A 26,175-nucleotide genomic window follows, 5' to 3' on the forward strand; every position below is an offset into this window, starting at 1 on the left:
TGGGCATCCCGGCCTTCAGGAGCCAGGACAAGGATGGACCCGTGCATCGGCATCGTTCACCCGGCTTCGCCCTGACTGTTGAGCAGAGGCTCGGCCGAGCCTTGATATTCCGGCACCCCGGTCAGCACGCCGCGGAAATCCATCAGCTGCGGCCCGACCTGCATCCCGTGCGGGAACAGCCGGAACTCGCGGATCGACAGTTCATGGACACCGGTACGCTTCTTGACCACCGATATGGCCTTGCGCACCTCGCCCTCGGCTTCGAAGAAGCGCAGAAGGACCACGGTGTCGCTCATGAAGGACAGATCGACCGGATTCTGCACATCGCCGATGATGCCCTGCTGCGCCAGGACCAGGATGGTCACCACGCCCTTGTTGCTCAGGTAGGTCAGCAGCTCGTGCATCTGGAGCGTCAGCGCCTTCTCCTCGGGCATGGTGCTGAGGTAGGAGTTCAGGCTGTCGATCACCACGATGCGGGCATTGCGGTCCTCGACCTCGCGGCGGACCTGCCAGACGAATTGGCCGGGCGACAGGCGGGACGGGTTGGCGCGCTGCCAGCCGACAAGGTCCTGCTCCACCGCGTCCTCGATGTCTATTCCCAGCGCAATGCTGCGCAGCCCCAGGGTTTTGAAGTTTTCATCGAATGAGAAATAGGCGGCATGCTCGCCGCGCTTGACCGCGGCGGTGACGTATTGCAGCGCAATGGACGATTTGCCGACGCCTGAGGGTCCCACCAGCATGGTTGTGGTGCCGAGCGTCAGTCCGCCACCCATCAGCTCGTCCAGGGCGGGCAGGCCGCTTTCCATGGCGGTCTGCTCGAAATCGCTGCTGTGCTCTTCGGCGATCAGGCTGGGAAAGACCAGCACATCGGTCTTCGTGATCGCAAAATCATGCCAGCCGCTCTGGTATTCCGCACCTCGCATCTTGGCGATGCGCAGCCGCCGCCGCGCCGCGCCATAGGTGCGTTCGATCTGCTCCAGCACGATCACGCTGTGGGCCATGCTATGCAGATCGCTTGCGCCGTCCTGATGGGTCAGATCGTCGAGGATCAGGGTGGTGCAGTGGCGCCCTTGCAGAAACTGCTTCAAGGCCAGGATCTGACGGCGGTAGCCGAGCTGGTCCTGGGCAAGCAATCGCAGTTCCGACACCGTGTCGATCACCAGCACTTCCGGATTTTCACGCTCGATCCGCTCGATGATCAGACGCACGGTCTCGCCAAGCTCCACCTCCGACGGGTAGAGCACACTCTGCTGGCGATCCAGCTGCGCTTCGATGGGTACGATGTCGAAGACCGCAATGCCGTCGAGCGACCAGCCATGGCTGGCGGCGGCCGATTCCAGCTCCTTGGCACTTTCCGACAGGGTGATGTACAGGCCTTTCCTGCCGTCGCCGCGCGTCTGGATTAAGAGCTGCAAAGCGATGGTGGTCTTGCCCGTACCGGGTGCGCCCTCCAGAAGATGTATTCGACCGCGCGGCAGACCGCCGCGCAAAATCAGATCGAATTCGGGAATTCCGGTCTGTACTTTCTCAATCGGGATCGGCGTGGGCACCAATTGCTCCTTAAGGTCCATGTCATCAGACAAACACGGCGCAGCGGAAATGTTCCGTCGGAGCTTGGGCGTGGCTTAAAAATTGGTGTGGATCAAAGAGTCGCCGCAGGTGGCTCGGCAGTGCCGGCAACCGGGATGCGGGCGCCCCCTTCCGCCATCGCCAGACGGCGGCCGAGCGCCGCGGCGAGGCTGCGGGGGGTGACCGGCTTGTGCAGCAGGTCGAAGCCATGGGTGAGCGCATCGTTCTGCGGCTCCGTGCCGATCTCCCCGGTGACGATCAGGCCGGGAATGTCCGCATCGTGCATGTCCCAGATGCGGAGGATCGCCTCCGTTCCGATGCGCTTGTCCCGCAGCCGGTAGTCGACGACGAGGATGTCCGGCCGGCGGCCGTCCAGCGTCAGACGCTCCACCGCAAGGTCGGTCGAATCCGCAGTGATCACGTCGAATTTCCAGGCGCGCAGCAGGCTTTCCATCCCGGCCAGCACGATGGGATCGTCGTCCACCACCACCGCCAGTCTCTGTTCCTTCCGCTCCGGCGGTGCCGGAGTCATTTCCACAGGGGCGGTCTCCCCGGATGACGGGGTGAAGGCGCAAGCCTCCGCCGCCAGCGGCACCGCGATGCGGAACAGCGAGCCCTGGCCCGGGTCCGAGCGTACGGTGACGGGATGGTCCAGCAGGTCGGAGAGGCGGCGGACGATGGCGAGCCCAAGGCCGAGGCCCTGGTTGCGGTCGCGCTCGGGGTTGTCGACCTGATAGAGTTCCTCGAACACGCGGTCGATCTGGTCGGCCGGGATGCCGCGGCCGGTGTCGCGGACACCGATCATAAGGTGGTTGGCCTCCATGCTGCATTCGACAGAAATCCCGCCGCTGTCGGTATAGCGGATGGCATTCTCCACCAGATTGCGCACCATGCGGCCGAGCAGGACCCGGTCGCTGCGGATGGCGGCATGGCAGGGCTGAACCCGCCAGTCCAGGCCCTTTTCATGCGCGACCGGGGCATAGGCGTCGTCCATGCTCCTCAACAGGTCCGACACGTGGAACTCCTCGAACTGCGGCGCCACGATGCCGGCGTCGAGGCGGGAGATGTCGAGCAGACCGTCCAGCAGCCCCTTGAGAATCTCAAGCCCGTGCTGGAGCCGCCCGAGCGCATGGAGACCGGGCCCGTCGCCCAGATGCGGGCGGAGCACCTCGGCGAACAGCAGGATCGACTGCATCGGCTGGCGCAGATCGTGGCTGGCGGCGGCGAGGAAACGGCTCTTGGACCGTCCGGCCTCCTCCGCTGCATCCCGCGCGCGATGGATGTCGTGGATGTCGACGGCCCCGCCGAACCACGCGACGATCCGCCCGCCATGGTGGATCGGGTGGGTCCGGCTGAGATGCCATCTGTAGGCTCCGTCGGCCCGGCGCAGGCGCAGCTCATAGGCATGCGCCGCACCGGCGGGGATGGCCGCTCTCCGGACCGCCTGGATGCGCTCGACGTCCTCCGGGTGCAGATCTCCCATCCGGTTCTCTTCATTCGTCATGCGGCCGGTGTAGGCCCGGAACGCGGCATTGACGTATTCCAAGCTGCCGTCGGGGCGGTTCACCCACATCATGTGCGGGGCGTTCTCCACCAGCGCGCGCGACCGCTCCTCGCTGGCCCGCAACGCGGCGGATGCCTCCTCCTTGGCCTGCATCTGCCGGTCGAGATCCTCGACCAGCCCGTCGAACGCCAGCCCCAGCCGGCTCATCTCCGGCCCGTCCACTGCCCCCACGCGGACGGAACGGTCGCCGGCACGCCAGCGCTCGGTCGCCGAAATCAGCGCCGCAACCGGTTGATACAGGTGCCTCCTGGCGATCAGGAACGCCGCCAGCAGGCCCAGCAGCAGCGTGGCGGCGATCCACACCAGCGACCGCGTCAGCGCCTCGTCGATGCCTCTCATCGCCGCGTCATGGTCGATGCCGACCGCGACAAAGATGTGCCGGACTCCGGCGGACAGCGGAACATAGGCAAACACCCGATCCACCCCGTCGATCCCCATCAACTGGGCGGTCCCGACCGCATCGGCATCGAGCAGAGGACGGAATCGCGGCGGCAGAGCGGTGCCGACAGCCCCCGGCCTCGCAGGGGCGTGGGCCAGCACGATGCCGTTGCCGTCGGCGATCATCAGCGCGGCATTGTCGGGAAGCGGGTGTTCCGAGAGGTAGCGTTCGAGCCAGCCGAGATCGATCAGCGCCGTGACCACGCCGATGGTGCGGCCGTCTTCACCGGTGCGGCGGATCGGCAGGGCGAACGGCATCGCTGGCTTGCCGCTGTGCCGCTGCCGGATGAACTCGCCGACGGTGAAACCGCCGCTTTCCAATGCGGAGCGCACATGCATCCGGTCGGCAATGGCCCGCCCGCGCAGAAGCTGATCGGTGGAACAGAGAATGACCCCGTTTTCGCCGGTCAGGTTGATCGTCAGGTAATCCGGGATCCGAGTGGCGGTGCGCGTCAGCAGCGTCTGGCATCCCGCCGCGTCGAGGGTCTGCGCCGACGTTGTTTCCGCCAGCAGCTCCAGCATCTGCCGCACGCCTTCGACCAGCCGCTGCTGCTCGCCGCCCAGCAAGCTGAGAAGCTGCTGCGCATGCTCGTGGATCTCATCGGAGCGCTGGCGGCGCAGATCGATCTGGTTCCACACCTCCAGCGCGCAGATCGGCACCAGGGCCAGCGTCACGAGCAGCAACAGGCGGATCAGGAAGCTCATGGCGCTCCCATCCCGATCCCCATTCCCGCTCCGATCCCGGCGATTTCTCTGTCGGTTGCAACAGTCATGCCCCGTCTCCCGACCGGCCCTGCTGCATACATAACCGTTCGGGAGGCCGATTGCTGCCGCTCTCTGGCGTTACCCTGCGGCGATGGCACGGTTCAGGGAGGCGATCAGGACATGGGCGTCGACCGGCTTGCCGAGCACGTCGCGGGCACCGCCGCCCAGCGCGCGCAGCCGTGTGGTCTCGTCGGCATAGGAGGTCATGAACAGGATCGGCGGATGCCGGCCGCCCTCGGCATTCAGCCGCTCCTGCAACTCCAGCCCCGACAGGCCGGGCATGCGCACGTCCAGGATGATGCAGGCGATCCCGGTCCGGTCGGCCAACGCCAGGAAATCCTCGGCGGAGACGAAGGGCCGGCAGCGGAAGCCGACCGACCGCAGCAGGTCGTCCAGCGCCTCGCGGATCGCCTCGTCGTCATCGACCACCGCTATCAGGGGTGCGTTGGACACGTCGTGATGCCTTGACCGGATCGGGGACTGAATGAGAGCGCCAGTCACTGGCGTTACACGCATCCTATCCGGATGGGGCAGGCGGCAGATACCACACCTAGGTCTAGAGGCGGACGGCGGGGCCGGACGCTGGACCGGCGCGCTGGAACCGTAGCCGTCACTCCCCGTGGTCGAGCACCTCCACCTTGCGGACGAGGTCGGCGACGGAGCGCACCTGCATCTTCCGCATCACCTTGCCGCGGTGGAGCTTGACCGTCACCTCGCTGATGCCGAGGTCGCCGGCGATCTGCTTGTTGAGCCGGCCCTTAACCACCTCCGCCATCACCTCGCGCTCGCGCGGGGTCAGCGTCGCCGCCAGCGATTCCACCGTCATCGTGGCGGCCCGCTGGCTCCGTCGCGACCGGTCGCGGGCAATCGCGGCATCGACCGCATCCAGCATGTCCTGGTCGCGAAAGGGTTTGATGAGGAAATCGGTCGCCCCGGCCTTCATCGCCCGGACCGACATCGGCACGTCGGCGAAGCCGGTCATAAAGACGATGGGTAGCGCGATGCCCAGGCTGTCCAGCCTCGTCTGGAACTCCAGCCCGCCCAGGCCGGGAAGCCGCACGTCGAGGATCAGGCAGCCCAGCCGGTCGGGAACCGCCGCCGCCAGCAGCTCCGCCGTGCTGCCGAAGGCACGGCCTTCGATGCCGACCGATTGCAGAAGGTCGACCACCGCCTCCCGCATGCCGGCATCGTCATCGACGATCAGAACCAGCGGATCGTCCTTGGCAAGAGCGGCGGCAGGCTCGGGCGACGGGGCGGCTTTCTGGGCCATGGCGGTCAGTCCTCTCGTGCCGCGGCCAGCGGGACGGCTGGCGGTTCGGCCAATGATTTTTCGGTCGGTAATTTTTCGGCCAGTGATTCGATGGATGGCGGGGACGCCGCGGGTATGGTGAACTCGAACACCGCCCCGCCGTCCGCATGGTTGTGGGCGGTCAGCGTACCGCCGCAGGACTCGATGGTGGACCGGCAGATGGCGAGGCCCATCCCCATCCCGTCTGGCCGGGTGGTGAAGAAGGGGTCGAACAGGCGGGCATGGCTGGCCTCGTCGATGCCCCTGCCGCGGTCGCGCACGGCAACCCTGACCTGTGCCCCGCCTTCCAGGCTGCCGATGGCGACGGTCAGTTCGCGCCGGGGGCTGTTCGCCTCCGCCATGGCGTGCAGACCGTTGGTCACGAGGTTGACCAGCACCTGCTGCAAGCCGACCCGGCTGCCCCGCACCGGCGGGACGGGAGCGAAGTCGGTGACCAGAACGGCCCCGGCGCCCAACAGTTCGCGCTCCAGCAGCAGCGCCACCTCGGTCACCAGCTGAGGCAGGTCGATGGTGTCGTCGCAGCGGGTGTCCTTGACCAGCATGCCGCGTGTCCGCTGCACGATGTCGGCGGCGCGACGCCCGTCGCGGACGATGCGGTCGGCCGCCTTCGCGGCCGTTTCGATGTCGGGCTGGTCGCGGCGCAGCCAGCGCAGGCAGGCCTGCGCATTCAGCACGATGGCGCCCAGCGGCTGGTTCAGCTCGTGGGCGATGGAGGCGGACAGCGCGCCCAGCGTGGCGGCGCGTGCGGCGCGCGCAAGCTCTGCCTGGGCCGCCAGCAGCGCCTCCTGGGTGCGTTCGCGCTGGGTGATGTCGACGACGCCGACCACCACCTGATCGAAGCCGACGCAATCGTCGGGAAAGCTGATGCCCAGCAGCACCGTCAGGGTGCGCCCGTCCGCCGCGATCAGCTCCGCCCGCCCTTCGAAGCGGTCGCGCTTCTCCCAGAGCGCCAGCAGGACCTGAAGCATCGCCGGATCCTCGGCCGGCAGATAGCGGTCGAGCGGCCCCAGCACCGCCGGCCGGCTGGCCGCACCCAGCAACTCCACCGTGGCGTCGTTGACGTTGGTGGTGCGGATCAGCGCGCCCATCCCGCGCGCCCAGCCGGGATCGGCCTGCGCATGGGCGGCAAGGTCGGTCACCCCGCGCGCCCGCAGGGCGTCGAGCGCCGCCGTCACCGCGGTGAAGTCCTGCTCCCACAGGGAAATCCGCGCCTGCTCGAACATGCCGCGGTGGCGTTTTTCGCTGCGCGCCAGCGCACCGTTGGCCCGCAGAAGCAACGCGCGCGACTCATGGTCCCGCACTAGCAGCGCGCCGGTGATCAGAATGGCCGCCAGCGACACGCCGCAGCGCAGGACCGAAGACAGGTCCATGTCCTGCCAGTGCGACAGGAAGAAGGACAGCACCGCCAGCAGCGAACAGCCGGCGGCCACCCGCAGGATGCCCCGCCGCGACAGAGCGGTGGCGGCCAGCAGCAGCACCAGCACATAGAGGACGGCGATGGCGCTTTCGATGTCGGTGAAGGTGTCGACGAAGAACACCGCCAGGGCGAGCGGAATCGACAGAAGGCCGAGACGGCGCTCCATCGGCTGCCCGCTGGCCGGCGAACCGCCCCATGCCGCAACGCCCTTCGCACCCCCTTCCGCGCCGCCCATACGCCCGTCTCCAACCCCGCGCCGTACCGTTCCGGTTCCGGCAGCTTGCCAGCGGGCGCCGTCCGGTTCTTGAACGATCTGACGATCATGTGAACGATCGGCACGGCTTGCCGCCAGCCATACCTTGGTTTGCTTGGAAGACGCCCGGCACCGGCGCTACCATCCTGCCCCACGCCATTTCCCCGAAGAACGCAACCGGCCGCAGGAGTCTGCCATGGTCGACGCCATCATCATCGGAGCCGGCCAAGCCGGGCCGCCGCTCGCCCAACGCCTCACCGCCGCCGGCATGAGCGTAGCGGTGGTCGAGCGCAAGCTGTTCGGCGGCACCTGCGTCAACACCGGCTGCACCCCGACCAAGACGCTGATAGCCAGTGCCCGCGTCGCCCAAATGGCCCGGCGCGCCGCCGAGTATGGCGTGGTGCTCGACGGGCCGGTGCGCATCGACATGGCCCGGGTCAAGGCACGCAAGGACGAGGTTTCCGGCCGTTCGCGCCAGAATGTCGAACGCTGGCTGCGCGGCATGCCCAACTGCCGGGTGTTGCAGGGCCATGCCCGCTTCGAATCGCCGGGCAGCGTGAACGTCGGCGACGAGTTGCTGACGGCGGAGCGCATCTTCCTCAATGTCGGCGCCCGTGCCGCGATCCCGGACATGCCGGGGGTGCGCGATGTCAACCTGCTGACCAGCGGCACGATCCTGGACCTCGACCATGTTCCCCGTCATCTGGTGGTGGTCGGCGGCAGCTACATCGGCCTCGAATTCGCCCAGATGTACCGCCGCTTCGGTGCCGAGGTGACGGTGGTGGAGAAGGGGGAACGGCTGATCGGCCGCGAGGACCCCGACGTGTCCGACGCGATCAGGGAGTTGCTGGAGAAGGAAGGGGTGACCGTCCGGCTGTCGGCCAACTGCATCCGCTTCGCCCGCCATGCCGACGGGGTGGAGGTAGGGGTGAACTGCACGTCCGGCCCCCCATCGGTGGTGGGAAGCCATGTGCTGCTGGCCGTCGGCCGCACGCCCAACACCGACGATCTCTGCCTCGACCGTGCGGGCGTGGTGACGGATTCCCGCGGCTTTATCACGGTGGACAACACGCTGCGCACCAATGTGCCGGGCATCTGGGCGATGGGCGACTGCAACGGGCGGGGCGCCTTCACCCACACCGCCTACAATGATTTCGAAATCGTCGCGGCCAACCTGCTGGACGGCGACCCGCGCAGCGTGGACGACCGCATCCAGGCCTATGCGCTCTACACCGATCCGCCGCTGGCGCGCGTCGGCATGACCGACGAGGCGGTCCGCCGCTCCGGCCGGCGGGCGCTGGTCGGCCAGCGGGCGATGACCCGCGTCGGCCGTGCGGTGGAAAAGGGCGAGGCCCAGGGCTTCATGCGGATCGTCGTCGATGCCGACAGCCAGGAGATCCTGGGAGCCGCCATCGTCGGCCCCGGCGGCGACGAGGCGATCCACGGCGTGCTCGACATGATGTACGCCAAGGCCCCCTACCCCACCCTGCAACGCGCCGTCCACATCCACCCCACCGTCGCCGAACTGCTGCCGACACTGCTGGGCGAACTGAAGCCGCTGGAATAGGAAGAGCCGAAAGCGGGTTTTGTTCGAAGCGGGCATGTGGCAGGTGCCGGAAACGGTGGCGGCACGGCTGGGCGCAGGGCAGAGCAGCGTTTGCGCAACACCGAAACTCCTTGACCCCGGACCGTCCCGCCCTGATTTTAGATCACACGATCTAAAATGGATTCGGGAGGCGGAAGCGATGGCTCGGCCGCGAAAGTTCGACGAGACGGCGGTTCTGGACGCGGCGGTGGACCGCTTCTGGACCCAAGGCTTCGAGGCGACGTCCACCCGGGAACTGGCGGAGAGCATGCAGATGACTCTCGCCAGCATGCACAACGCCTTCGGTGACAAGCGGGCGCTGTTCCGCCGCTCGCTGGAGCATTACCTGGACGGTTCCCTGCGCGCCCGCATCGCCCGGCACGAGGCGGCAGCCTCCCCGGCCGCGGCCATCGCCGGCTTCCTTCGGGAAAGCATCGAGCGCTCGCTCGGCGACGGCTGCCGGCGCGGCTGCCTGCTGGTCAACTCGGCGCTGGAGGTCACGCCGGCCGATCCGGAGATGCGTGATTATCTGAACGCGGAACTGGCGACCATCGAGGACTTCTTCCGCCGCTGCATCGTCAAGGGACGGCAGAGCGGCGAAATTCCCACCGGCATCGACGCCGAGGACGCGGCCCGCCTGCTCTTCTCCTGCCTGCTGGGCATCCGGGTGCTGGCCCGCGTCCGCCCCGAACGCAGCCTGCTGGAGGGGGCGGCCCGCGCCGCCCTCGCCACCCTTGGCCTGCCGCCGATGCCAGACATCTGATCCCACCCTCCGACCTTCATTCCCGAGATTTCCCGATCAACCGGGCGGGCCGCAGCCGCGGCGCCGTCAACAGGGACGCACGCCCATGAGCACGACCTCCGTTGGTGCAAAGGATCGCCTCGACAGTTCCGCCTGGAAGGCGACGTTTGCCGGCATGGCGGGAAGCCTCGTCGCCGTCGGTCTGGCACGCTTCGCCTACTCCCCGCTGGTCCCGTCGCTGATCGAGGCGCACTGGTTCTCCGCCGGCGATGCCGTGACGCTGGGGGCGGCGAATTTCGCCGGCTATCTGGCGGGCGCGCTGCTCGGCCGGCCGCTGGCTGGGCTGCTGCCGAACCGGGCGTTGCTGCGGCTGCTGATGCTGGCGACGTCCCTCGCCTTCATCGCCTGCGCCTATCCGTTGTCGCTGGCCTGGTTCTTCGGCTGGCGCTTCGTTTCCGGCCTCGCCGGGGGCGCCATCATGGTCCTGGTCGCAACCAGCATCCTGCCCCACATCCCCGCCTCGCGGCGCGGCTTCGTCAGCGGCATGATCTTCCTCGGCATCGGCCTGGGCATCGCCGCGTCGGGAACCGCCGTGCCGGCGCTGATGCGGCTCGGTCTGCACGAGACGTGGCTCGGGCTGGGCGGGCTGTCGCTGCTGCTGACCGCCCTGTCCTGGTTCGGCTGGCCGGCCTCGGCGCCGCCGCAGGGAATCGCTGCCCCGGCAGTCGAGCATGCCCCGAAGCATGAGGGAGGCATCCTGCGCACCCTCTACGGCGAATATGCGCTGAACGCCCTCGGGCTGGTGCCGGTGATGCTGCTGCTGGTCGATTACGTCGCCCGCGGGCTGGGCCATGGCGCGGACACCGGCGCTTTCTATTGGGTCCTCTATGGCGTCGCATCGGTGGCCGGGCCGGTCGCCGCCGGATCACTGGCCGACCGGGTCGGCTATGCCGCAGCCTACCGCATCGCCCTGCTGCTCCAGGCTGTATCCGTTGCCGCCCTGGCGGTCAGCGGCAATCCGCTGGTGGTTGGGGCCGCGACACTGGTCCTCGGCGCCCTGACGCCGGGCGTGGTCCCCCTGGTGCTGGGCCGCATCCACGAGCTGCTGCCGCACAGCCAGACCGAACAGCGCGCGGCCTGGAGCCGGGCCACCACCGCCTTCGCCCTGTTCCAGGCGCTGGCCGGCTACGGATACTCCTATCTCTTCACCCACAGCGGGCAAAGCTATGCCGCCGTCTTCCTGTGCGGCGCCGTCGCCCTGACGGTCGCGCTGGGCGCCGACATCCTCGTCAACGCCCGCCGCAGTCACTCCGGAACCCGGGCCGAAAAGCGGGCCGCCGCCGTCATCCGCTCCTGAAACTCCTCCTGCAACAGGGCCAGGAAGGCGCGCACCGCCGGGTTGGTGCGGCGGCTCTCCGGCCAGAGCGCGGTGATGTTGTGCCGCTCGACGGCGAAGTCCGACAGCACCGGGACCAGCTCGCCGCGCGCCACATAGGGGGCGGCGATGAAGGTGGCGGCGATGCCGATGCCGCCGCCGGCGGCCAGTGCGGCAACCAGTGCGTCGCTGACATCGACGACGATGCCGGAGGGCGGCACGACTTCGACCAGACGCTCGCCGATCCGGAAGGGCCAGCGCAGCGTCTGCCCCGTGCTCTGGAAACGCAGGCTGACGGTGTCGTGCCCGTCCAGCCCGTCCGGGTGCACCGGCGTGCCGCGGGCCGCCAGATAGGCGGGCGAGGCGAAGCAGCAGAGCCGGTGCGGCGCCAGCCGGCGCGACAGCAGCCGTGAGTCCGCAAGCTCGCCGATCCGCACCGCAACGTCGATCCCCTCCTCGATGAGGTCAACCATCCGGTCGTTTAGGCGCAGATCGACCGACAGCTTGGGATGGAGCCGCCGGAAGGCCGGCAGCGCCGGTGCGATGACATGGACGCCGATCGGCAGCGATGCCGCGACCCGCAGCGTGCCCGAAGGCTCCGAGCGGGCCGCCATCGCCGCCTGCTCGATCTCCTCCGCGTCGCGCAGCAGCCTCAGCGCCCGCTCGTGCAGGTCCCTGCCCTCGGCCGTCAGCGTCAGCGAACGTGTCGTCCGGGTGAACAGGGACACCCCGAGCCGCTGCTCCAGCCGCTGCACGCTCTTGCTGACGGCCGAGGGCGAGACCGACAGCGAATGGGCGGCGGCGGTGAAGCTGCCCAGCGTCCCGGCACGGGCGAAAGCGATCAGGCCGGTCAGCCGCTCAAGGACAATTTGTTCCTTCATGGCATGAGTGAAGCGATATCGAGACCGATTATCAATCCCAAAACCGTCTGCCATATGGTCTTCCGGTCCTGAAACCCTGGAAAGGAGACCATGATGAGCGAGACGATGAAGGCGGTCCGGCTGCATGCCTTCGGCGGTCCGGAGGTTCTGGTTTACGAAGACGCGCCGAAGCCGGTGCCGAAGCCGGGCGAGGTCCTGATCCGCGTCCATGCGGTCGGCATCAATCCTCCCGACTGGTATCTGCGTGACGGCTATCGAATGCTTCCGCCCGAATGGCAGCCGCAGGTCTCCTTCCCCGTCATCGTCGGAACGGACGTTTCCGGCGTTGTCGAGGCCGTCGCCGACGATGTGCGCACGCTGGCGCCTGGCGACGAGGTCTATGCGATGATCCGTTTTCCCGCCGGTCTCGCCGGGGACAGCCGGGCCTATGCGGAATATGTCACCGCGCCGACGACGGATGTCGGCCGCAAGCCGGCCGGCATCGACCATCTGCAGGCTGCCGCGGCCCCGATGTCGCTGTTGACCGCATGGCAGTTCCTGATCGATCTGGGCCACGACGAACCGAACCCGCTCCAGCCGCACCAGCACCGGCCGGTGCCGCTCGACGGCAGGACCGTGCTGGTGAACGGGGCCGCCGGCGGTGTCGGGCATCTTGCGCTTCAGCTTGCGAAATGGCGGGGCGCACGCGTCATCGCCGTCGCCTCCACCCGGCATGAGGCGCTTCTGCGCGACCTCGGCGCCGACGAGGTCATCGATTACACCAAGGTCAAGGCCGAGGAGATGGTGCGCGGGGTCGACCTCGTCGTCGATGCAGTCGGCGGTCCGTCCTCCGCCCGGTTCCTGAAGACGTTGACGCGCGGCGGCGCCCTGTTCCCGATTTTCCCGTTGGGCCTCGACGCCGCGGCCGAGGCGGCGGAGCGGGGCGTCACGGTTTCGGCGACGCAGGTCCGCTCCAACGGCGCACAACTGACGGAGATCGCCGGGCTCCTCGACAACGGCACCCTCCGCGTCGTCATCGACAGCGTCTTCCCCCTCGCGGACGCCTGTCTTGCGCACGAGCGTGCCGCGAAGGGCCATGTTCAGGGCAAGATCGTGCTCACCGCGGTCTGACCGGGCGTTCACGCTGCGCATTGCCCGCCGGATGCGCATAGCCAACCCAATCAATCTCTAAGCTCAAACCCAGGCTTGCAACATGCTTCACACACACACCATTCTGTGACCGCAGCAGGCATGAGAATGCGGACACCGAGAGGACCCGACGTGCAGTCAGAGATTGTTGAGATTTCCGAAGGACACACCGAAGCGGCCGTGCCGGCCCTGCAGGTTCTGTGGCCGAAATACGATGCGGCGGAGATGACCCGCATCATCGACACGGAGTTGCGGCCGAACGGCTACCGCCTCGCCGGCATCATTCCCGAAGCGGGCGGCCCGGCGGCCTGTGTCGTGGGCTTCCGCCTGCAACATTCGCTGTGGCTGGGGAAGTCCCTCTACATCGTCGACATGGCGACGCTGCCGGACTATCGCGGCCGCGGCTATGCCGCCCTCATCCTCGACTGGGTGAAAGCGGAGGCCGAACGGCTGGACTGCAAGGCGTTGCATCTCGACTCCGCCGTCGGTCCGGAGCGCAGCAGCGCCCACCGCGTCTATATGGGCAAGCGCTACCAGATCGCCTGCCACCACTTCGTGCACAAGCTGGGCTAGCCCCGCGGGACCGTCACCGGGCCGCTACGCGATACGGGGCGAACCAGCCGAGCCCGTCGAGCGTGGCGGCGCGCGGCCGGTATTCGCAGCCGACGAAACCGCCGTAGCCGAGCCGGTCCAACTCGCCAAGCAGGAAGGGCCAGTTCAACTCCTCCCCATCCGGTTCGTTGCGCGACGGGACGGAGGCGACCTGCACATGCCCGACCAGCGGCATCAACCGGCGCAGCGCCATGGTCACGTCGCCATGCAGGATCTGACGGTGGTAGAAGTCGAACTGGAGCAGGACGTTGGGCAGCCCGGCCTCGGCGATCAGCCGTTCGGCGAGGCCGAAATCGTTCAGGAAATAACCCGGCATGTCGCGCCCGTTGATCGGCTCCAGCAGCAGTTCGATCCCGCGCTCCGCCAGCGCCTCTCCGGCATGGCGGACGGCCCGCCGATAGGCGTCGAGCGCCGCCGGATCGGCGGAATCGGCCAGCCCGGCCATCATGTGGAGACGCCGGCAGCCGGTCGCCCCGGCATAGTCCAACGCCCTGGCGACCGCAGCACGGAACTCGTCGAACCGGCCCGGCAGGGCGGCAAGCCCGCGCTCCCCGGCCGCCCAGTCACCGGGCGGCATGTTGAACAGCGCCTGGGTCAGGCCGTTGCGCTCCAGCCGCTGCGCCACCGCGTCCGCCGCATGCTCGTAGGGAAAGAGATATTCGACCGCCCGGAACCCGGCGGCGGCGGCGGCGGCGAATCGGTCCAAGAACGGCCACTCCGTGAACATCATCGTCAGGTTCGCGGCGAAGGCGGGCATGGCGGTGGTGAACTCCCACAGGCTGCTGGTCGTGTACGGATCCTGCATCATACCCCAGCTTCCGGACAACCGCCGGCTTTCCGCCGGACAGCCTCTCCGTTTTCTTACGCGTGCGCGCCGCAATGCTGACCTGCCAAGGCGACGCCTTGGCTGGCGCCGGCTGGGCAGCGATAAGGAAACGCACGCCTGAAGCCCCAGCCAAGCGGCAGACCACCAAAACGGAGAAAGGCCGATGACCAAGTCCACCATGCTGAACGCAGTCCTGACCGGCAAGGCGGTCCCGTTCGGCCGGCCGGACACGCTCAGCGCCATCGGCAAGCATCCGGTCGATGCCGCCATCGCCATCGGTCCGGCCGGCCTCGAGGGCGACGAGCAGGCCGACCGCCGCAACCATGGCGGTCCGGACAAGGCGATCCACCATTACCCCTTCGACCATTACGCGGCATGGCGCGACGACCTGCCAGCCCCCTGCGCGCTGCTGGAGTCCGTCGGTGCCTTCGGCGAGAACCTCTCGACGCTCGGCCTGACGGAAGAGACGGTCTGCGTCGGCGACATCTTCCGCATCGGCACGGCGACGGTGCAGGTCAGCCAGGGGCGCCAACCCTGCTGGAAGCTGAACCACCGTTTCGGGGTTAAGGACATGGCGCGGCGGGTACAATCCACCGGGCGGACCGGCTGGTATTATCGCGTGCTTGAGCCGGGCATCGTCACTGCCGGCGACGGGATCGCTCTGATCGGGCGTCCGCTGCCCGACTGGCCGCTGGCCCGCATCCTGCGCGCCTTCTACCACGACACCGGCGACCTCCCCACGCTCGCCGGCATTGCGGAGCTGGAGCCGCTCGCCACCGGCTGGCGCACGCTGGCCCGGCGCCGGGTGGAGAGCGGCAAGGTGGAGGACTGGTCCGGCCGCCTCGGCGAATAGTCAGGCGCGGGCAGCCCGCCCGACCCGTTCGGATTTCCGAATGCCCGAGCGCGGGCCGCATTCGGAAATCCGAACATCAGCGGTTCTGACCAGCAATCCTATCCAGAAAGATCAATGGCTTAGACCGCGACGCTATGTCAGCCCGCGCTGGCATGGCGGTTGCTCCTGATTGGTTGCGTCCCGCGCAGACGGGACGGTCTCAATCAAGGGAGCGAAACGTACGATGCCTGCCACAACGCGCACCGAACACGACCTGCTGGGCGACCGCGAAGTCCCGGCCGATGCCTATTACGGCGTCCACACCCTGCGCGCTGTCGAGAATTTCCCGATCACCGGCACGCCGATCTCCCACTACCCCGATCTGGTCCGTGCTCTGGCCGAGATCAAGATGGCGGCCGCCCGCGCCAACCATGAACTAGGCCTGCTGAACGCCGAGCGGGCCGACGCCATCGCCGCCGCCTGCCGCGAAATCCGCTCGGGCAAGCTGCACGACCAGTTCGTCGTCGACGTGATCCAGGGCGGCGCCGGCACCTCGACCAACATGAACGCCAACGAGGTGATCGCCAATCTGGCGCTGGAGATCCTGGGGCATGGCCGGGGCGACTACTCCCACCTGCACCCCAACGAACATGTTAACATGAGCCAGTCGACCAACGACGTCTATCCGACGGCGCTGAAGCTGGCGACCTACACCGGCATCTTCCGGCTGGTGGAGGCGATGGGCTATCTGCGCGCCGCCTTCCAGCGCAAGGCCGACGAGTTCCGCGACATCCTGAAGATGGGCCGTACCCAGTTGCAGGATGCCGTGCCGATGACGCTGGGCCAGGAATTCTCGACCTACGCCGTCATGCTGGCCGAGGATGAGGAGCGGCTGAAGGAGGCCGCCCTGCTGATCCGCGAGATCAACCTGGGCGCCACCGCCATCGGCACCGGCATCAACGCCCATCCCCAATACGCCGCCCTGGTCTGCCGCCGTCTGGCCGAGATCAGCGGCGTGCCCGTGGTCACCGCCCCCAATCTGGTGGAGGCGACGCAGGATTGCGGCAGCTTCGTCCAACTGTCGGGCGTGCTGAAGCGGGTGGCGGTGAAGCTGTCCAAGACCTGCAACGACCTGCGCCTGCTGTCCAGCGGCCCGCGCGCCGGCTTCGGCGAGATCAACCTGCCGGCTCGTCAGGCCGGCTCGTCGATCATGCCGGGCAAGGTCAACCCGGTGATCCCGGAGGTGGTCAACCAGATCGCCTTCGAGGTGATCGGCAACGACATGACCGTCACCTTCGCCGCCGAAGCCGGTCAGCTCCAGCTGAACGCCTTCGAGCCGATCATCGCGCACAGCCTGTTCAAGAGCATCACCCACCTGCGCCAGGGCTGCTTGGTGCTGGCCGACCGCTGCGTCGACGGCATCACCGCCAACCGCGACTATCTGGAAGCGGGCGTGCGCAACTCCATCGGCATCGTCACCGCGCTGAACCCTTACATCGGCTACGCCAACGCCAGCGAGGTGGCCGCCGAGGCCCACCGCACCGGCAAGGGTGTCGCCGAGCTGGTGGAGGCGCGCGGCCTGATGACCGCCGCCGCCCTGGCCGAGGTTCTGCGGCCGGAGGTGCTGACCCAGCCGCGGCTGCTGGCGACCGCCGGCTGACCCTTTCCGCCACCCGGCCCCGTTTCCGGCTCCAAAAGAGCCAGGGGGCCGGCTCCCATCGACCGCAACCCGGCCGGCGCTGACAGGCGGGCGGGACAAGGTGAGGTAACACCATGAACAAACAGACGACGCTGATCATCGTCGCCATGCTGCTGGGCATCGTCACCGGCTATGTCTGCAACAGCCTGTTCGACGCGGCCACCGCCAAGGAGATCGCGGGCTATTTCGCGATGGTGACGGACATCTTCCTGCGGCTGATCAAGATGATCATCGCCCCCCTGATCTTCGCCACCCTGGTCGCGGGCATGGCCGGCATGGGCGACGCCCGCACCGTCGGCCGCATCGGCGGCAAGGCGGTGGGCTGGTTCCTGATGGCGTCCTTCGTGTCGCTGTTCATCGGGCTGATCTTCGCCAATCTGCTGCATCCGGGCGCCAATGTCGGCGTGCCGCTGCCCGACGTGGCGGCCAGCGCCGGCCTGAAGACCTCCGCCCTGAACCTGAAGGATTTCCTGACCCACGTCTTCCCGCGCAACTTCTTCGAGGCGATGGCGAACAACGAGATCCTGCAGATCCTGATCTTCTCGGTCTTCGTCGGTCTCGCCATTGGCCAGCTGCGCGACACCAAGGCCGGCCTGCTCGCCCGCTCGATCGAAGAGGTCGTGCCGGTGATGCTGAAGGTCACCGACTATGTGATGCGCTTCGCCCCCATCGGCGTCTTCGCCGCCGTCGCCAACGTGGTGACCACTCAGGGGCTGGGCGTGCTGCTGGTCTACGGCAAGTTCATGGGCAGCTTCTACGTGGCGCTGGCGGTGCTGTGGGCGGTGCTGGTCTTCGCCGGCTTCGTCGTGCTGAAGGGCGACGTGTTCCGCGTGGTCAAGGCCATGCGCCAGCCGATGCTGCTGGGCTTCTCCACCGCGTCCAGCGAATCCGCCTATCCGCGGGTCATGGAAGAGCTGAAGACGCTCGGCGTGCGCGAGCGGGTGATCGGCTTCGTCCTGCCGCTGGGCTATTCCTTCAACCTCGACGGCTCGATGATCTACACGGCCTTCGCGTCGCTGTTCATCGCCCAGGCCTATGGCATCCCGCTGACGCTGGAACAGCAGATCGTCATGCTGCTGGTGCTGATGGTGTCGAGCAAAGGCATCGCCGGCGTTCCGCGCTCCTCGCTGGTGGTGGTGGCCGCGGTGCTGCCGATGTTCCACCTGCCGGAGGCCGGCGTGCTGCTGATCATGGGCATCGACCACTTCCTCGACATGGGCCGCACCGCCACCAACGTGCTGGGCAACGGCATCGCCACCACGGTGGTTGCCAAGTGGGAGAACGCCATCGGCACGGAAGAGAACGAGGAGGAAGAGGCCGGCGCCGTCCTCCCCTCCCCGGCTGCTGCCGAGTAAAGGGCCACTAGTCTGGCCGACATCCTGACGGGCCGGTCCGGAAGACAGGCGGGCAATGGGACGAGGGCTTCTGCTATGATGCAGGGGTCCCTGTCCCTGCCCGCCTTTTTCATGCCCGCCGCCAGACGCCTCCGCACCATCGGCCTTCTCCTGCCGGCGCTCGCCGGGCTGGCCCTGCTCGCCGGCCTCGTGGGCTTCCGCATCAGCGAGGGGATGGGCCTCGCCGCGTTGCAGGAGACCGGGCACCACCGGCTCGACCTCTATGCCGAGAGCCTTGAGCGCGAGATCGACAAATACGCCTATTTCCCGGCGACGCTAGGGCTGGAGCGCGACGTCCTCGACCTCGTCACCGGACGGGCGCCGCTGGCCTGGGGGCTGAACCGCTATCTGGAGCGGCTGAACGAGCGGGCCGGCACCCTGTCGATCTATGTGCTGAACCGCCAGGGCCGAGTGCTGGCCGCCAGCAACTGGAACCGCCCGGACAGCTTCATCAACGAGGATCTGTCCTACCGCCCTTATTTCATCGAGGCCGCCGCCGGCCGCCAGGGCCGTTTCTTCGGGGTCGGCACCACGCGGGGGGAGGCCGGCTATTACCTGTCCTCCCCTCTCACGGAGGATGGCGCCATCGTCGGGGTGGCGGTGGTGAAGGTCAGCCTGGAGCAGCTGGAGCAATCCTGGTCGACGGTCGAGGCGCCGGTGCTGGTCGCCGACGAGAACGGCGTGGTGATCCTTGCCTCCGTCCCCTCTTGGAAATTCACCACCCGGCTGCCGATGGACGAGCCGACCCGCCGCCATTTCGACCGGACCCTGCAATACAACGCCCGCCCGCTTTCGCCGCTGGGGCTGATGCGGCAGGAGCGCATCGCCAGCGATGCCGAACTGGTGCGCCTCTCCCGCCCGGCCGACGGACAGCCGGAGGAGACGGTCTTCCCGGTGTCCGGCGGGTTCCTGGCCCAGACGGCTCCCCTGCAAGGCACCGGTTGGACGATGACCGTGCTGTCGCCGGTCGATCAGGTGACCGGTATGGCCTGGACCCGTGCCGCCCTCGCCGCAATGGGCAGCGCCGTCCCCGGAATCCTGCTGCTGATGTGGGTGCAGCGCCGCCGTCACCTGCATGAGCTGGAACGCAAGGTGGAGGAACGCACCCGCAACCTGCGCGCCGCCCAGGACGAGCTGGTCCATGCCGGCAAGCTGGCGGTGATCGGCCAGCTCTCCGCCGGCCTGGCGCACGAGCTGAACCAGCCGCTGGCGGCGCTCCGCACCCTGTCGGGCAACACGGTCAAGTTCCTCCAGCGCGGCAATCTGGAGGCGGCGCAGGGCAACCTGGAGCGCATTGCCCATCTGGTGGACAGCATGGGGGCCCTGACCAGCCAGCTGAAATCCTTTGCCCGCAAATCCTCCGGCGCCCCCCGCCCGGTCGCGGTGCGCCGGCCCATCGACAATGCGCTGTTCCTGCTGGAGCAGCGGCTGCGGCGGTCGGGTGTCGCCGTGGAGGTCGATGCGCCGGACGATGTCGCGGCACTCTGCGATCCCAATCGGCTGGAGCAGGTGTTGGTCAATCTGCTCGCCAATGGTCTCGATGCGCTGACCGGCCGGACGGGGGGCAGGCTGATGCTGACCGCCCGGACGGAGGGCGACCGGGTGCGTATCGAGGTCGCCGACAACGGCCCCGGCCTGCCCGCCGACGTGCTGCCCCGCCTCTTCGAGCCCTTCTTCACCACCAAGGACGCGGTGAAGGATGGAACCAAGGAGGGAAGCGGCGGGCTCGGCTTGGGGCTTGCCATCTCGGCCGGGATCGTGCGTGACTTCGGCGGCGCCCTGACCGGGGCGAACGGTCCGGATGGCGGAGCGGTCTTCACCATCGACCTTCCCGCTGCGCCACCCTGCCCACCGACCCGGCCTCAATCCTTGCCGCCGTCCAGGCCGGAGAATTCACATGTCCGACCCTGCCGCCACCGCCCTGAAGGGCCCTCCCCTGAAGGTCCTCATCGTCGAGGATGACCCCAACGTCAGCCTCGGCTGCCAGCAGGCGCTGGAGTTGGAGGATATCCCGACCGAGGCGGTGGACAGCGCGGAGAAGGCCCGTCGGCTGGTGGCGGAGGGCTTTCCCGGCATCGTCGTCACCGACATCCGCCTGCCGGGCATGGATGGGATGGCGCTGCTGGCCGACCTGCTCGCCACCGACCAGGATCTGCCGGTGGTGCTGATGACCGGCCATGGCGACGTGGCGATGGCGGTGCAGGCGATGAAGCTGGGCGCCCATGACTTCATCGAAAAGCCTTTCTCCCCCGACTATCTGGTCGAGGTGGTGCGCCGCGCCCTGGACAAGCGCCGCCTGACCCTGGAGGTGCGCGACCTGCGCGCCCGCCTGCAGAACCGCGACAGCATCGAGGCGCGGCTGGTCGGCGGATCGCCGCAGATGGCGCGGGTGCGCCGGCTGATCGGCGACCTCGCCAGTTCGGCGGCCGACGTGCTGATCCATGGTGAAACCGGTTCCGGCAAGGAGCTGGCAGCCCGCTGCCTGCACGACGCCAGCCCGCGGCGCGGCGGCAACTTCGTCGCGATCAACTGCGGCGGCCTGCCGGAAAGCCTGATCGACAGCGAGATCTTCGGCCACGAGGCCGGGGCCTTCACCGGGGCCGGCAAACGGCGCGTCGGCAAGGTGGAGCATGCCAGCGGCGGCACCCTGTTCCTCGACGAGATCGAGAGCATGCCGATGCCGGTGCAGATCAAGTTCCTGCGCGTGCTCCAGGAGCGCACGCTGGAGCGGCTGGGCTCCAACACCCCCGTCCATGTCGATTGCCGGGTGATCGCCGCGACCAAGGTGGATCTGCGCGAGCTTGCCGACCGTGGGCAGTTCCGCGCCGACCTCTATTACCGCCTGAATGTCGCCAATCTGCCGCTGCCGCCCCTGCGCGACCGGCGCGAGGACATCCCGCTGCTGTTCGAGCAGTTCACGCTCCAGGCCGCCGCCCGCCACGGCCGCCCGGTCCCGCCGCCGGACGCCGAGCGCATGCGCCGCCTGATGGCCTACGACTGGCCGGGCAACGTGCGCGAACTGCACAACGTCGCCGACCGGTGCGTTCTGGGCATCGAACAGGGCTTTCCCCCCTTCGCGACCGCCCATCCCGCCGCCAACCGCCCGTTGGCCCAGGCAGTGGAGGCTTTCGAACGCGCCCTGATCGCCGACACTCTGCGCCGCACCGACCACAGCCTCGCCCGCGCCGCGGAGGAGTTGCAGGTCGCCAAGACCACGCTGCACGACAAGATCAGGAAATACGGACTGTCGTGAAAGGGCTGCGCCCTCCCGTCGAACGGGAGGGCGCAGAACCGGTCAGGCGGCGGTGTCGAGAGGAACGCCGCCGGTGCCATGGCCATGGGTCTCGCCATGCATCTGCCCGTGGCCGGGGTCGAGGTGCAGCGACTGGACGGTATCGACGAACTCGTCGACCGCCGCCGCCACCTCGGCATTGCCGGTGACCGCACTGTCGCCGGAAGCATAGTGGTTCAGGAAATGCTGCCAGATGGCGCTGCCGCCATCAGCCGCGGCCTGACCGGTACCGGCGTCGGCCGAACCGGCGGTGCCCGAGCCGTCATGCTGTGCGATCAGGCGGTCGTGCCAATGCGGTGCGTCGCCGGTGCCGGTCTTGGCGTCGTCGTTCGCCGTGGTGGTGGAGGTGGTCCCGGTGTCCGTCGTCGCATCGGCCGTCCCCGTGTGGCCGGTGGCGTCGGTCAGGTGTTCCTGGTGCAGCACAGTGCGGACCTGCTGCAACACGCCCTGAACGGTGGCGGTGCTTTCGCCGGTGGCGTCGGCCAGGACCTTCACCAGCGGATCGGCCGGCTGATGATGCGTGGCCGTGTCGGTGGTGTCGGTGGTCTTGCCGCTGGTGGCCTTGTCCGTCGCGGAGCTATCGCTTGTCGAGGTATCGTTTGCCGTGCTGTCGGTCGTCGCCGTATCCGTCGCCGTGCTGCCGCTCTTGGCGTCGGCAATGGCCTTTTCGACCGCGACATAGGCGGCCTTCAATTCGGCGACGTCGCTGTCCGACAGCGTCGGAGCGCTGTGCCCGACAATGGTGTCGGCCGTCGTGTTCCCATTCGTGCCGTTGGTGGCGGCATCGCCCTGGACGTGCTGGTGCTGAAGCTGGTGGTCCCGGAACTCGGCGACTGCGCTGTCGGTGGTCGTGACGGATGAGGTCGGCGCAGTGGCTTTGGACGTCACGGACTTGAGCGTATCAGTGGCGAAGTTGGTAGCCATAGGAAGTCTCCAAGCATTTCAGCCGATCGCCACCCGGCATTCTCGCGCCAATATTCCCGGCGCCAGCGGATGGCATCCGACCATCACGCATGATGATCGTCGGCTCTCGTCTGCAGTCGTCATCCGACCGCCGGCAGACAATAAGTGCGAGTTTTCCCCAAATTGAACCGGATTCTGTCTGCCACCACTCTTTGACACCGCTTGTGACGATGAGTGGTCATTTGGGAGTCAGGAATCGGTTATTTATAACCATTCACATCTACTCTTTGGACATGGCGTACGTCCACATGGGTGATACGCATGGGGCCGCGATTCCTGCGCGGAAAATTCACGGCCCCATCATGGTCACAGCACTCCTGACGCAGGCTTATCCCAACAGCGCTGCTTCGATCCCGGCGGCGATGCCCAGCAGGTTGCGGTCGCTGCCGCGCCGGCCCATCGCCATCAGGCCGACCGGCAACCCATCAGCCGGAACAGGCAGGGAAATGGCCGGCAGGTCGAACAGGTTGGCGACACGGGTGTTTCGCAGCAGGGCCAGATTGACGCGGTGGAAGGCCGCATCGTCCAGCACGTCGGCGATGGTGGGCGCCGTCATCGGCACCGTCGGCAGCAGCAGGACGGGATGGCGGGTCAGCCGCTCGTCCATCAGGCGGATCAACGCGGCACGGCGGTTCTGCATGCGGACATAATCGGCGGCGGGCGCCTTGCCACCGGCCTCGATCCGCGCGCGGGTCTTCGGGTCGATGCCATCGAGCGCCGCGATGCCGAGATCGGCAAGGGTCGCCGCCAGCTCGATGGCGGTGAAGACGCCGATGCGGTCCAGTTCCGCCAGCGCGTCGAGTTCCGCCTCGATGGATCCGTCGACGACCTGCGCCCCGGCCGCCCGCAACCGGTCGAGCGCCGCCTCGAACGCGGCGGCGACGGCAGGCTCGGTCCCGTCGAACAGCCGCCCGCGCGCCACCAGGAAGGATTGCCCGGCAAGGGACAGCGGCGCCAGCGGCGCCAAATCGCCATCGGAAAGGATGCTGTCCAGCAGCGCGGCATCCGCGACAGTGGCGGCAATCGGCCCGATCACATCCAGCGTCGGCGACAGCGGAAAGGCCCCATCCGACGGCAGGCGCCCGGCGGATGGCTTGAAGCCGACCGCACCCGACAGCGCCGCCGGAATGCGCAGCGACCCGCCGGTGTCGCTGCCCAGCGCGATCTCCGCCATGCCATCGACCACCGAGATCGCCGCCCCGGACGAGGAGCCGCCCGGCACCCGCGAGCGGTCATGCGGATTTCCGGGATTGCCGTAATGCGGATTGATGCCGACCGCGGAGAAGGCGAATTCGGTCATGTGGGTCCGGCCGACGATGACCGCCCCGGCGGCGCGCAGCCGGGCCACCGCCCTGGCATCGCGCCCGGCCGCCGGACGGCCGCGCAGGATGGCGGAACCGGCCGCCGTGGCATCGCCCGCCACGTCGAACAGCGCCTTCACCGAGACGATCCGCCCGTCGAGCGGCCCCAGCGGGCGACCCGCCGCCGCCCGGCGGTCGCTGGCAGCCGCCGCTGTGCGCGCCTCCTCCGCATAGATCTCGGTGAACACCATGGCACCCTGCCGTTCGGGATCGGCAATCCGGGAAAGCGCCGCTTCCAGCCGGTCGCAAGCGGAAGCGTGGGGGGCGGGCTGGACGGACAGCATGGACATCGGGCGTGCTCCTGATCGGTCTTGCAGCACGGCTGCGCGGTGGCGGCGGTGCTCGAACGCATGTGCCATATCGGCGCGGGCTTGGCGACAGCGATGATGAAGGACAATATGCGTAAAAAACCGGCAAATCCCTACTTTTGGAATAGTGTTTGCCCTTCGGCCGATGGCGCGTGTCCCCGGCGCTGTGATATTCAGGGCAGAATGAAGCAGACCGAGCAGACACACGGCCGACGCGAGTTCCCTCTTTCAGCGATAGCCTGACGGGTTCGGGGAACAGACGCCAACGGCCGGCCTTTTCCGGAATGACTCACGGAAGGACGGACTTCGATGCCTGCAACGCCTCACTTCCCTCCCCCCGGCGGCAGCCCGCCCAATGCTTTCCAACAACCCCGCCAGATTGCCATCGTCGGCGCCGGCTTCACCGGAAGCCTGCTGGCCGCCCACCTGCTGCGCGGGGCCCAGGCGCCGCTGGTGGTGCATCTGATCGAATACGGGCACCGGCCGGGCACCGGCGTCGCCTATTCCACACCGAACGGCACGCATGTGCTGAACGTCCGCGCCTACAACATGAGTGCCTACCCCGACGATCCGCGCCATTTCCTGCGCTGGCTGTGGAGCCGCGCGGACGGGCCGACGCCGGACGAGCCGATGCCGCCCAGCGGCCATGCCTTCGCCTCCCGCGCGCTCTACGGCGCCTACATCCAGGACGTTCTGGCGGAGGCCCAGGCGGAGGCGCCCGCCCATGCCCGGCTGAACCTGATCCGGGCCGAAGCGGTGGATGTCCGCACCGAAACCCCGTCGGGCAGCCGGCCGGCGGTGCATGTGCGGCTCGGCGATGGCCGGGTGGTCAGCGCCGACACCGCCGCCCTCTGCATCGGCAATTTTCCGCCCTCCCCGCCCTGTCTGGCGTCCCCGACCGCGGACGAGGCTTTCGCATCGGACCGCTTCATCGGCGACCCGTGGGATGCAGCCGCCATCGGCACCATCGACCGGAATGCTCCCGTTGCCATCCTCGGCACCGGACTGACCATGGTGGACACGGTGCTGTCGCTGCTCGACCAGGGGCATCGCGGGCCGGTCACCGCGGTGTCGCGCCGCGGCCTGCTGCCGCTGCGCCATGAGGAGACGCGGCCCTACACCTCCTTCCTGCATCCCGATGTGCTGCCCAGCACGGTCCTCGACGTGCTGATCGCCCTGAAGGCCGATGCCCGCCGGGCGACCGCGGCCGGCTATGACTGGCGGTCGGCCTTCGACGCGCTGCGGCCGCACCATCACCGCATCTGGGCGCATCTGCCGATGGAAGAGCGCCGCCGCTTCCTGCGCCACGCCCGTCCCTTCTGGGAGGTGCATCGCCACCGCATGGCCCCGCAGGTCGCCGACCGCATCGCCGCGGCCCGCGACAGCGGCCAGCTGAGCATCCTGCCCGGCCGCCTGAAGGACGCCGCGCTGACCGCGCGCGGCCTGGAACTGACCGTCGCCGAGCGGGGCGGCGGGGCGGAGCGGCGGCTGACGGCCGGCGCGCTGATCAATGCCACCGGCACCAACTGCGACTACACCCGCATCCGCCACCCGCTGGTGCGCTCGCTGCTCGACCGCGGCCTTGCCCGTCCGGACGAATTGCGGCTGGGGCTGGACGTGACGGAAGGCGGAGCGGTGATCGCCGCGGACGGCACGCCGTCGCCGCGCCTGCTGGCATTCGGGCCGGTCGCCAAGGCGCCCTTCTGGGAAATGACGGCCGTGCCGGAACTGCGCAGCCAATGCGCCGAAGCCGCCCGCCGTATCCTGGCCGGCGGACTGGCGGGCGGAGCGATTTCAACCCAGACGGGGTTGCCCGGCATCGGCACGCCGGACTTCCCGGAGCCGCTGCCGTTGTAGGACGG

20 protein-coding genes are annotated in these 26,175 nt (G+C 68.3%); 11 read left to right on the forward strand and 9 right to left on the reverse strand.

The genetic code is table 11. The features are described from left to right. Positions 1–56 precede the first annotated feature (56 nt). From ABNQ38_RS00850 to ABNQ38_RS00870, 5 genes are all read right to left on the reverse strand, one after another. Positions 57–1,550, reverse strand: a complete 1,494-nt coding sequence (locus ABNQ38_RS00850) for an ATPase domain-containing protein (protein ID WP_377805211.1) — start codon at positions 1,548–1,550, stop codon at positions 57–59. 92 nt (positions 1,551–1,642) lie between these two features. Continuing rightward, on the reverse strand, positions 1,643–4,276 hold the full coding sequence (locus tag ABNQ38_RS00855) for an ATP-binding protein (RefSeq protein WP_377805212.1): 2,634 nt from the start codon (positions 4,274–4,276) through the stop codon (positions 1,643–1,645). Positions 4,277–4,414: 138 nt separating this feature from the next. Continuing rightward, a complete protein-coding gene (locus ABNQ38_RS00860; RefSeq protein WP_377805213.1) occupies positions 4,415–4,789 on the reverse strand; it encodes a response regulator transcription factor in 375 nt (124 codons plus the stop codon). 157 nt (positions 4,790–4,946) lie between these two features. Further along, entirely contained in the window at positions 4,947–5,606 is a 660-nt protein-coding gene (locus ABNQ38_RS00865) for a response regulator transcription factor (RefSeq protein WP_377805214.1), read from the reverse strand. Between the two features lie 5 nt (positions 5,607–5,611). Continuing rightward, positions 5,612–7,297, reverse strand: coding sequence for an ATP-binding protein (locus tag ABNQ38_RS00870; protein ID WP_377805215.1), 1,686 nt, complete (start codon positions 7,295–7,297; stop codon positions 5,612–5,614). Positions 7,298–7,511: 214 nt separating this feature from the next. Here ABNQ38_RS00870 and ABNQ38_RS00875 point away from each other — a divergent pair, with 214 nt between their 5' ends. The 3 genes from ABNQ38_RS00875 (at position 7,512) to ABNQ38_RS00885 (ending at position 10,999) form a co-directional block, all read left to right on the forward strand. Further along, on the forward strand, positions 7,512–8,882 hold the full coding sequence (locus ABNQ38_RS00875; RefSeq protein WP_377805216.1) for an FAD-containing oxidoreductase: 1,371 nt from the start codon (positions 7,512–7,514) through the stop codon (positions 8,880–8,882). Positions 8,883–9,060: 178 nt separating this feature from the next. After that, positions 9,061–9,663 carry a TetR/AcrR family transcriptional regulator gene (locus tag ABNQ38_RS00880; RefSeq protein WP_377805217.1) on the forward strand — a complete coding sequence of 201 codons (603 nt, stop codon included), beginning with the start codon at positions 9,061–9,063 and terminating at the stop codon, positions 9,661–9,663. An 85-nt stretch (positions 9,664–9,748) separates the two neighbouring features. Further along, entirely contained in the window at positions 9,749–10,999 is a 1,251-nt protein-coding gene (locus ABNQ38_RS00885; protein WP_377805218.1) for a YbfB/YjiJ family MFS transporter, read from the forward strand. Here ABNQ38_RS00885 and ABNQ38_RS00890 read toward each other — a convergent pair. Further along, complete coding sequence (locus ABNQ38_RS00890; protein ID WP_377805219.1) at positions 10,948–11,898, reverse strand: LysR substrate-binding domain-containing protein; 951 nt, start codon at positions 11,896–11,898, stop codon at positions 10,948–10,950. The genes ABNQ38_RS00885 and ABNQ38_RS00890 overlap by 52 nt on opposite strands. A gap of 90 nt (positions 11,899–11,988) precedes the next feature. Here ABNQ38_RS00890 and ABNQ38_RS00895 point away from each other — a divergent pair, with 90 nt between their 5' ends. Further along, complete coding sequence (locus tag ABNQ38_RS00895) at positions 11,989–13,008, forward strand: NADP-dependent oxidoreductase (protein ID WP_377805220.1); 1,020 nt, start codon at positions 11,989–11,991, stop codon at positions 13,006–13,008. A 150-nt stretch (positions 13,009–13,158) separates the two neighbouring features. Next, positions 13,159–13,599 (forward strand): GNAT family N-acetyltransferase, encoded by a 441-nt coding sequence (locus ABNQ38_RS00900; protein ID WP_377805221.1) that lies wholly within the window; start codon positions 13,159–13,161, stop codon positions 13,597–13,599. Between the two features lie 13 nt (positions 13,600–13,612). Here ABNQ38_RS00900 and otnI read toward each other — a convergent pair whose 3' ends face one another. Next, positions 13,613–14,395 carry a 2-oxo-tetronate isomerase gene (gene otnI / locus ABNQ38_RS00905; RefSeq protein WP_377806209.1) on the reverse strand — a complete coding sequence of 261 codons (783 nt, stop codon included), beginning with the start codon at positions 14,393–14,395 and terminating at the stop codon, positions 13,613–13,615. Positions 14,396–14,627: 232 nt separating this feature from the next. On the opposite strand from otnI, the gene ABNQ38_RS00910 reads away from it, so the two are divergent. From ABNQ38_RS00910 to ABNQ38_RS00930, 5 genes are all read left to right on the forward strand, one after another. Then, positions 14,628–15,317 (forward strand): MOSC domain-containing protein, encoded by a 690-nt coding sequence (locus ABNQ38_RS00910; RefSeq protein WP_377805222.1) that lies wholly within the window; start codon positions 14,628–14,630, stop codon positions 15,315–15,317. 223 nt (positions 15,318–15,540) lie between these two features. Further along, positions 15,541–16,956: an aspartate ammonia-lyase gene (aspA, locus tag ABNQ38_RS00915; RefSeq protein WP_377805223.1), complete on the forward strand. Its 1,416-nt coding sequence runs from the start codon at positions 15,541–15,543 to the stop codon at positions 16,954–16,956. 113 nt (positions 16,957–17,069) lie between these two features. Beyond that, positions 17,070–18,350 carry a dicarboxylate/amino acid:cation symporter gene (locus ABNQ38_RS00920; protein ID WP_377805224.1) on the forward strand — a complete coding sequence of 427 codons (1,281 nt, stop codon included), beginning with the start codon at positions 17,070–17,072 and terminating at the stop codon, positions 18,348–18,350. Between the two features lie 75 nt (positions 18,351–18,425). Beyond that, positions 18,426–20,351 carry an ATP-binding protein gene (locus ABNQ38_RS00925; protein WP_377805225.1) on the forward strand — a complete coding sequence of 642 codons (1,926 nt, stop codon included), beginning with the start codon at positions 18,426–18,428 and terminating at the stop codon, positions 20,349–20,351. Further along, complete coding sequence (locus ABNQ38_RS00930) at positions 20,287–21,642, forward strand: sigma-54-dependent transcriptional regulator (protein ID WP_377805226.1); 1,356 nt, start codon at positions 20,287–20,289, stop codon at positions 21,640–21,642. The genes ABNQ38_RS00925 and ABNQ38_RS00930 overlap by 65 nt, the downstream gene beginning before the upstream one ends. Positions 21,643–21,684: 42 nt before the next feature. On the opposite strand, the gene ABNQ38_RS00935 is transcribed toward ABNQ38_RS00930, so the two are convergent. Both ABNQ38_RS00935 and ABNQ38_RS00940 read right to left on the reverse strand, forming a co-directional pair. Further along, the gene (locus tag ABNQ38_RS00935; RefSeq protein ID WP_377805227.1) at positions 21,685–22,605 is read right to left on the reverse strand and encodes a hypothetical protein; all 921 of its coding nucleotides are present in this window, start codon (positions 22,603–22,605) and stop codon (positions 21,685–21,687) included. 367 nt (positions 22,606–22,972) lie between these two features. After that, positions 22,973–24,295, reverse strand: a complete 1,323-nt coding sequence (locus tag ABNQ38_RS00940; RefSeq protein WP_377805228.1) for an amidase — start codon at positions 24,293–24,295, stop codon at positions 22,973–22,975. A gap of 327 nt (positions 24,296–24,622) precedes the next feature. On the opposite strand from ABNQ38_RS00940, the gene ABNQ38_RS00945 reads away from it, so the two are divergent. After that, positions 24,623–26,170, forward strand: coding sequence for an FAD/NAD(P)-binding protein (locus ABNQ38_RS00945; RefSeq protein ID WP_377805229.1), 1,548 nt, complete (start codon positions 24,623–24,625; stop codon positions 26,168–26,170). Positions 26,171–26,175: the final 5 nt, after the last annotated feature.

It is taken from the genome of Azospirillum sp. A29, from assembly GCF_042604625.1.
Classification (GTDB): domain Bacteria; phylum Pseudomonadota; class Alphaproteobacteria; order Azospirillales; family Azospirillaceae; genus Azospirillum; species Azospirillum palustre.

What these genes read in the sequence shown, in the direction of transcription:
- ABNQ38_RS00880 (WP_377805217.1), top strand. Translation starts at nt 9,061, where the DNA reads ATGGCTCGGCCGCGAAAGTTCGACGAGACGGCGGTTCTGGACGCGGCG.
- ABNQ38_RS00865 (WP_377805214.1), bottom strand. Translation starts at nt 5,606, where the DNA reads ATGGCCCAGAAAGCCGCCCCGTCGCCCGAGCCTGCCGCCGCTCTTGCC.
- aspA (WP_377805223.1), top strand. Translation starts at nt 15,541, where the DNA reads ATGCCTGCCACAACGCGCACCGAACACGACCTGCTGGGCGACCGCGAA.
- ABNQ38_RS00910 (WP_377805222.1), top strand. Translation starts at nt 14,628, where the DNA reads ATGACCAAGTCCACCATGCTGAACGCAGTCCTGACCGGCAAGGCGGTC.
- ABNQ38_RS00885 (WP_377805218.1), top strand. Translation starts at nt 9,749, where the DNA reads ATGAGCACGACCTCCGTTGGTGCAAAGGATCGCCTCGACAGTTCCGCC.
- ABNQ38_RS00935 (WP_377805227.1), bottom strand. Translation starts at nt 22,605, where the DNA reads ATGGCTACCAACTTCGCCACTGATACGCTCAAGTCCGTGACGTCCAAA.
- ABNQ38_RS00875 (WP_377805216.1), top strand. Translation starts at nt 7,512, where the DNA reads ATGGTCGACGCCATCATCATCGGAGCCGGCCAAGCCGGGCCGCCGCTC.
- ABNQ38_RS00855 (WP_377805212.1), bottom strand. Translation starts at nt 4,276, where the DNA reads ATGAGCTTCCTGATCCGCCTGTTGCTGCTCGTGACGCTGGCCCTGGTG.
- ABNQ38_RS00920 (WP_377805224.1), top strand. Translation starts at nt 17,070, where the DNA reads ATGAACAAACAGACGACGCTGATCATCGTCGCCATGCTGCTGGGCATC.
- ABNQ38_RS00870 (WP_377805215.1), bottom strand. Translation starts at nt 7,297, where the DNA reads ATGGGCGGCGCGGAAGGGGGTGCGAAGGGCGTTGCGGCATGGGGCGGT.
- ABNQ38_RS00895 (WP_377805220.1), top strand. Translation starts at nt 11,989, where the DNA reads ATGATGAGCGAGACGATGAAGGCGGTCCGGCTGCATGCCTTCGGCGGT.
- ABNQ38_RS00945 (WP_377805229.1), top strand. Translation starts at nt 24,623, where the DNA reads ATGCCTGCAACGCCTCACTTCCCTCCCCCCGGCGGCAGCCCGCCCAAT.
- ABNQ38_RS00890 (WP_377805219.1), bottom strand. Translation starts at nt 11,898, where the DNA reads ATGAAGGAACAAATTGTCCTTGAGCGGCTGACCGGCCTGATCGCTTTC.
- otnI (WP_377806209.1), bottom strand. Translation starts at nt 14,395, where the DNA reads ATGCCCGCCTTCGCCGCGAACCTGACGATGATGTTCACGGAGTGGCCG.
- ABNQ38_RS00940 (WP_377805228.1), bottom strand. Translation starts at nt 24,295, where the DNA reads ATGTCCATGCTGTCCGTCCAGCCCGCCCCCCACGCTTCCGCTTGCGAC.
- ABNQ38_RS00925 (WP_377805225.1), top strand. Translation starts at nt 18,426, where the DNA reads ATGATGCAGGGGTCCCTGTCCCTGCCCGCCTTTTTCATGCCCGCCGCC.
- ABNQ38_RS00930 (WP_377805226.1), top strand. Translation starts at nt 20,287, where the DNA reads ATGTCCGACCCTGCCGCCACCGCCCTGAAGGGCCCTCCCCTGAAGGTC.